General features: G+C 68.1%; 5 protein-coding genes. 1 reads left to right on the forward strand and 4 read right to left on the reverse strand.

The features are described from left to right. The first annotated feature begins 86 nt into the window (after positions 1–86). On the forward strand, positions 87–1,274 hold the full coding sequence (locus AB0878_RS18695) for a serine hydrolase domain-containing protein (protein WP_366581352.1): 1,188 nt from the start codon (positions 87–89) through the stop codon (positions 1,272–1,274). Positions 1,275–1,327: 53 nt separating this feature from the next. Here AB0878_RS18695 and AB0878_RS18700 read toward each other — a convergent pair whose 3' ends face one another. The 4 genes from AB0878_RS18700 to AB0878_RS18715 form a co-directional block, all read right to left on the reverse strand. After that, positions 1,328–1,615: an acyl carrier protein gene (locus AB0878_RS18700; protein ID WP_366581354.1), complete on the reverse strand. Its 288-nt coding sequence runs from the start codon at positions 1,613–1,615 to the stop codon at positions 1,328–1,330. Positions 1,616–1,756: 141 nt separating this feature from the next. Further along, positions 1,757–3,352, reverse strand: coding sequence for an acyl-CoA ligase (AMP-forming), exosortase A system-associated (locus AB0878_RS18705; RefSeq protein WP_366581356.1), 1,596 nt, complete (start codon positions 3,350–3,352; stop codon positions 1,757–1,759). 168 nt (positions 3,353–3,520) lie between these two features. Further along, positions 3,521–4,525, reverse strand: coding sequence for a TauD/TfdA family dioxygenase (locus tag AB0878_RS18710; RefSeq protein ID WP_366581357.1), 1,005 nt, complete (start codon positions 4,523–4,525; stop codon positions 3,521–3,523). A 70-nt stretch (positions 4,526–4,595) separates the two neighbouring features. Continuing rightward, positions 4,596–6,952: Pls/PosA family non-ribosomal peptide synthetase (locus AB0878_RS18715; protein WP_366581359.1), on the reverse strand; the 2,357-nt coding region annotated here is incomplete at its 5' end.

Consider the following 6,952-nt stretch of genomic DNA (forward strand, 5'->3'; position numbering starts at 1 on the left):
CCGGGCTCGCGTCCGCTGTTGTGTTGATGATCGCGGGGTGCACTCCGTCCGCACCGACGCCGCCGCCCGGCACGTCGGCGGCACCGGTGACCACAACCGGTTCCGCATCGGCGCAGTCCGCGCTGAAGCCCATCGACCCGGCCGCGTTCCGGGCGACCGTGGCGGCCGCTGCCAAGGAGCTGCTGGTTCCCGGGGCGGTGGTGCGGCTGCGCACGCCGCAGGGCACCTACACGGCGGGAGTGGGTACCACGCAACTGGGCACCACCACGCCGCCCGATGCGGACACCCACTTCCGCGTCGCCTCCAACACCAAGACCATGACGTCGGCGCTGATCGTGCTCCTCGCGCAAGACGGCAAGCTCCGGTTCAGCGACCCGGTGTCGCGCTACGTCTCCGGTGTGCCCAACGGCGACAACATCACCCTGGCGCAGCTGCTGACGATGCGTAGCGGCCTGTACGACTACACGGAAGCACCCGAGCTGGCGGCGGCTCTGGACGCCGATCCGGCGAAGGTCTACACGCCTCAGGACGTGCTGGCCATCGCCTTCCGGCGCCCGCCGGAGTTCCCGCCCGGCACGGCGTACCAGTACAACAACACCAACTACGCGCTGCTGGGCCTGGTGGCCGAGAAGGTGGACGGACGGCCCCTGGCCCAGCAGATGCAGCAGCGCCTGTTCGGCCCGTTCGGTCTCCGGCAGACTTCGCTGCCCGCGGCCACCGACACCTCCATCCCGGACCGCTACTCCCACGGTTACATGTACGGCGGGACCGCTTACGCGCTCGTCGACCTGACGTACCCGCCCGACCTGCAGGCCGCCGCCCGGGCCGGAACACTGCAGCCCAACGACTACACCCGGCAGAACCCCTCGTACGCCACCGCTGCGGGAGGAGTCATCTCCACCTCGGACGACTTGGCGACGTGGATCCGGGCGCTGGTCTCGGGCAAGGTCTTCAACGCCGACTTCCAGCGGCAATGGCAAGGCAGCCTGCAAGCCGAGGACCCGAACGCGCCCGACGGGCAGAAGTACGGGTACGGCATCTCCTACCAGCGTTTCGCGCCGAACGCCGCGATGTGGTACCACGGCGGTGAATGTCCCGGGTTCAACTCGTTCATGGGATACGACCCGGCCAACGACGTCACGCTCACCATCTGGGCCGGCTTGACCTTGGCCCCGGACGGCCGGACCACGGCGGTCGCCTTGCTGCCCACCGTGCTCAACCAGATCTACACCGGACTGTCGCTGCCGCCGGCGCCGGTGCCGATCCCGACGTGAAGCAGGTGATGGGTCGGCGCCGGACGGTGGATTCAGCGTTTCCAGCGCTGGACTCAACTGCGCGGCCGCCGGTACACCCTGGACTCCACGAACGCCGCGAGCCGCCCGAGTGTGTCGAAGATTTCACACGCGATCTCGTCGATCTCTATTTCGATCCCGAACCGTTTCCGCAAGGCGATAATGAGCTTGACGACGGTGAGCGAATCGAGCTCGGGGAGATTGCCGTACAGTCCCGTCTCCGGCCCGAGGTCATCGGCCTGGTCCTCGATGTCCAGCGTGCCCACCACGACGGCCTTGACGTCCTCGAAAATCGCTTGCGAGATCTCTGGCGAGCGAGGCATGCGGATCCTCCTCATTGGGCACACAGGCCCGACGGCCTGCGATCTGCATCAACAGTTCCCCGGTGCCGGACGTCCGGGAACGCGATAAGCCGTCGGCGTTTGCGAACGGGCTGGTCTTGAGGCGCGCGCGGGCGACGGCGGTCATGCGGGCTCCTGAGGGCGGGAGGCGGCGAGCTCGTGGCGAAGGACTGCCCGGTCGAACTTGCCGTTCGGCGATCGGGGCAGGGCGCTGCGGACCACCACCTCGGCGGGCACCATGTAGCCGGGCAGTTCCTGCCGCAAGCGCGCGGTCACCGCAGCCGGGTCGAAGCCGGCGGGGTCGCGGGGGGTCACGGCGAGGACGACCCGGTGGCCGAGCGCCTCGTCCTCGAGGCCGAGCGCTACGGCATCGTGGACGAGCCCGGTCTCGTAGGCCACTTCCTCGATCTCCTGGGGGCTGACCCGATACCCCGATGTCTTGATCATGTCGTCGCGCCGGCCGACGAAGTACAGGAAGCCCTCCTCGTCGCGGACGACGACGTCGCCGGACCAGACCGCCAGCTCAGGTGTACACAGCTCGATTGCACGGTTCGGTGCCGGCCGGAACCGCTCGGCCGTCCGCTGCGCGTCGTTCCAATAGCCCAAGGCGACGAGCGGACCTCGGTGTACCAGCTCACCCGGCTCGCCCGGGCCACACAGGCCGCCGTCCTCCCGGACCACGAGGATCTCGGCGTTCGGGATGGCCTGGCCGATCGAATCCGGCCGCCGGTCGACCTCCCGCGGGTCGAGGTAGGTGGAGCGGAACGCTTCTGTGAGGCCGTACATCAGGTACGGCGCCGCAGTCGGGAAGATCGCTCGCAGTCGTTGCAGGGTGACGCGCGGGAGGCGCCCTCCGGTGTTCGCGAAGTAGCGCATCCCGGCTACGGCCTCGACTGGCCACGTCTGGGCCGCGAGCTGGATCCACAGCGGCGGTACACCGACCATCCCGCTGATGCGGTGCTCCGCGCACAGCCGGACGACATCTCCCGGCAGCAGGTAGTCGGCGAGCACCACGTTGGCACCAACGGAAAAGCCGGTCGTCAATTGGCTCAGTCCGGCGTCGAAGCTCAGCGGGAGAACTGCCAGGATGCGATCTTCTGCCGTGTTGTTCAGGTAGGTGCTGACACTCTCCGCGCCGACGACCAGGTTGCGGTGCGACAGCACGACGCCCTTCGGGGCCCCGGTGCTGCCTGACGTGTAGAGGATCGCGGCCACATCCGTGTCGACACCACCCGTCGGAGGACACACCGCCTGGGTTGCGCGCTCGGCGACCTCCGACCAGCAATGCACGCGGTAAGGGGCTTCCTTGTCCTCACCAGGCGAGTCGCCCACCACGAGGACGTGGGAGAGTGACTTGCAGGCGGCGAGCTCGGCGCGCAGGGCCCGCAGCCGATCCGGGGACGTCACCAGTACCCGCACGGCGCAGTCATCGAGAATGTGCCTCACCTGCCTGGGCCGCAGCACGGGATTCACCGGGATGAACACGCCACCGGCCCGCGAGCAGGCGAGCAGCGCCACGACGGTCTCGATCCTCTTGTCCAGGAAGACCGCGACGCGCTCACCACCATCGAGCCCGAGATCGTGCAGGCCGGCGGCCGCTCGCTCCGTCCGCTCCAACAGATCCGCGTAGGAGATCGTGCTCCTTCGCGTGGTCAGGGCGGGCGTGTCGGGGGCGCGTCGGGCGGACCTGGCAACGAGGTCCGGCAACCGCATGATCATCTCGGAAGGTTCCCTTCTGTTCGGTTCGCCTGGCCGCGGGCGAGGCTCAGCCCCCTCCCGCGCCGGCTCGGCCCGGAGGACAGGGCCGGGATCGCCCGGGTGCCGGACACCGGAAGTCGGCAACACCTCGGTGCGCATCCGACCGGCCGGCGCGCAGTGCCGACGTGGTCATCCGACGTCGATCTCGACGGTCGGCGAGCAGTCGGCCAGGTGAACCGGGTCCGCCATCCCGACCAGGACTTCGCGCGGTCCGGTGAAGGGCTCCCTGCTGTGCGCGCTGCGGATGTTGTCGACGAGCATCAGATCGCCCGCCTGCCAGGGCTCCCGCATGGTGTTGGCCTCGTACACCTCGTTGAGCAGCTGCACGACGTCCTCGCCTATCGGGTCGCCGCCGCCGAAGCGGGTGGTGAACGGCAGCCCGTCGGTGCCGTAGGTGTCGACCAGGAACTCGCGCACCTCGGGGTCGAGCGTCCACTCGTTGAGGAAGGCGATCTGGTTGAACCAGCAGCGCCGGCCGGTGACCGGGTGCCGCACCACCGCGCTGCGGCGCTGCCAGGTGCGCAGCCCGCCGTCGGGCTGCCACTCGAACTCGATGGCATTGGCGCGGCAGTAGCTCTCGACCGCGCCGCGGTCCTCGGTGCCGAGCGCCTCGGCGAGCGACGCGCCGATCTCCTCGTTGTAGTTGCGGACGAGCATCCAGCCCTCCCGCTCGAGCCGTTCGACGAGGTCACCGGGCAGCGCGTCGAGCACGGCGGTCGAGTCCGCCACCCCGGTCGCCCCGCCCTCGGCGGGCGCGGACAGGCACGCGAACAGCATCAGGCCGGGAAACTCGAGGCGGTAGCTCAGTTCGTGGTGCATGCACATCGGCTGGTTCGGTGGCCACTTCGACGAGGAGTACACGCCGTCGGCGTAGGTCTGCCGCTCCGCGAACGCCTCTCTCTCGGTCATCAGGCCCGCGGTGGCCAGCCCGCGGAACACCTCGGTGACCTCGGCCGCATCGCGCAGCCCGAGGCCGCGGACCAGGACCGCACCGTGCTCGGCGACGACGGCGCGCAAGGCGTCGCGGTGCCCGGCCGCCCAGTTCGGTCCGTCGCCGGTGGTCCCGGCTCGCAGCATCGGCACCCTGCCGGGCTGCAGATCCACGTCCAGCAGCAATGATGACGAGGACGACATCTCGATCTCCCTTCAGTTCCGACCGGAGGACGACTTCAGCTGTCCGGGCGTGGTGGCTCGGCAATGTCCTTTAAGGACACCGCGCGACTACGGCGGTGCCGTTGTCCTCGCTGGTCTTTCGGACCTGCGGATCGCCCGGTTGCTCGTGCATCTCGGTGGCGGGGTTTCCGCCCCACCGTGTGTTCGGTGGCATTTCCTCGCCCTTCATGAGGAAGGAGCCGGTGGCGAGCACGGCGCCGTCGCCGGTCGTCACGCCATAGTGGACGAAGGCGCCGACCTCGAGGGTGCAGTCGGCACCGATCGTGGTGCGGTCCGACTTGAATCCGCCGTCCTCCTGCGAGTGGGTTTGGACGATGGTGTCCGCGTTGAGGGTGCAGTCGTCACCGATTGTGGTGAACGTCCGCTCGGGCACGCGGAGGCCGTCGTCGAAGACCCGGCGGCCGACCCGCATGCCCAGCAACCGCCAGATCACGTTCTTGAACGGGGTGCCGTTGAAGGCGAGGACATAGGTGAGGGAACTGACTTTCCAGAAACGTTCGTGCCGCCAGAAGGCGCGGTCGTAGATCGAGCAGCCCTGCGGCACCAAGGCCTGCAGCGGCCGGAACAGCCGGTCGATCACGACGTTGTAGGCGACCGTGAAAACGATGATCACCGCGGTGGCCAGTGCGACCGCGAGTGCGAGCGAACCCACGAAGTGCAGGAGGTTGACCGCGGCCAGGTAGACCACGACGACGGACACGAAGAAGGTCCAGCGCACCAGCAGGAACAGCGCCATGCTGATGGTGTTGTAGACGGTCTTGGCCCTGAGGCCGCGGCGCAGCTCGTCTGCGCTGCTCACGTCGAGATCCCTGTCGCGCTTGACCGATCGTGGGATCTCGAAGCTGGGCGAGCCGAGCAGGCCCACGCCTTTCCGCACCTGTCCGTCGAGGGGCACCATGACCTTCGTCGCGAGGAGGCAGTTGTCGCCCGCCTTGCTCTGCGGGGGGTAGGCGATCATGTTTCCCAGGAAGTTGTCCGGCCCGATCGACGCCTGGGACAGGCGGAAGGAGGTGCTCGAGAAATCGGCGTTGATGATGGAAAGCCCGTCCGCGACCATCGTTCCGCTGCCGGCCGCGCTGAGGAACGGGGTGTCGTGCTTCACCATTTCGCCGAAGTTCGAACCGGTTTGCCGCACCCCGCGGAGGCGGTAGCCCAGCCAACGCAGGTAGTAGATGATGTAGGAAGTTCCGCCGAAGAGAGTCGTGTAGAACCTGATGTTGGTCGTGCGGGTGATCGCGCGTTGAACCCAGTAGTGGAATCCGTACAGCGGATAGACCTTGTCCGGCTTGATGAACAGGTTCAGCACGCGCGGAACCGTTCCCACCAGCACGAGGCCGACGAGCATGGCGCCGAAGAAGAGCACGGCGGAGACGACCAGCGCGTCCCGGAAGAACGTCCAGGTCGTGAGCGACACCGGTGCCGAGTCCAGCAGCGGGCCGAACTCCGGGACCCGCGGGATCGCGAAGTCCGCGATGCCGAACGTCAGCGGCAGGCCCAGCAGGAGCAGGTTCGCCAGCTGCACGGCCGAGAAGACCACCCGTCGTCCTGCGCCCACGTCGCGTGTTGTGACCGTCATCTGGGTCGTCTTCACGGCCCGCTGCGCGGGTGAGCCGATCCAGCGCTCCCCGGTGGGTATTGCCTGACCCACGTGCAGAGCGGACGAGTGCCCGAGCTGGGCCCCGTCACCCATCGAGGTCCGGATGTCGAGCACCGTCGCCTCGCCGACGAGCGCGTCCTTGCCGATGCTCACTGCACCCGTCTGGATGACGCCGTCGTGAGCTCGGTAGCCGTTGAAGAACGAGTCTTTCCGGATCACCGCGCCGTCGCCGATGCTGAGCAGGTCGGTGCACGCGGGCAGGTTCCTGGAGAAGATGACGGCACCGCGCCCGATCTTCGCGCCCAGCGCTCTCAGGTAGAGCGCGTAGAGGGGCGAACCGACGAACAACATCATCGGGTTCCGCTGGATCAGCGTTTTGACGAGCCAAAAGCGGACGTACGCCAGGCTCCAGACGCGGATCTCCTGAGGCTTCCACCGGCCGATGAGCACCCACTTGACGAGGATCGGGACGGTGCACAGGCCGAAGAACATCGCACCGCCGAACGCGACGGAACGCAGGTAGACGTCGACCAGGTTCGGGCTGGCCGAGACCCAGTAGAAGCCCGTCACCCAGAGGGCCGCGGTGAGGGCGGGATACCCGAGAAGGAACAGGAGTTGCAGCGCCCCGCAGAGGACGAACTTGCCCTTGCGGGCGGGCCTCGGTGGGTCAAGGGAAACTGCCGGAGTTGCCGGCTGCGAGGCAGGTGCGGGTTCGGTGCCGGTTGTCGTGGTGAGGGCCGCTGCGAGGGACCGAATTGTCGGGTGCTGGTAGATGTCCGGCATCGATACCG

This window comes from Amycolatopsis sp. NPDC047767 (genome assembly GCF_040704195.1).
In the GTDB taxonomy this organism is placed as follows: domain Bacteria; phylum Actinomycetota; class Actinomycetes; order Mycobacteriales; family Pseudonocardiaceae; genus Amycolatopsis.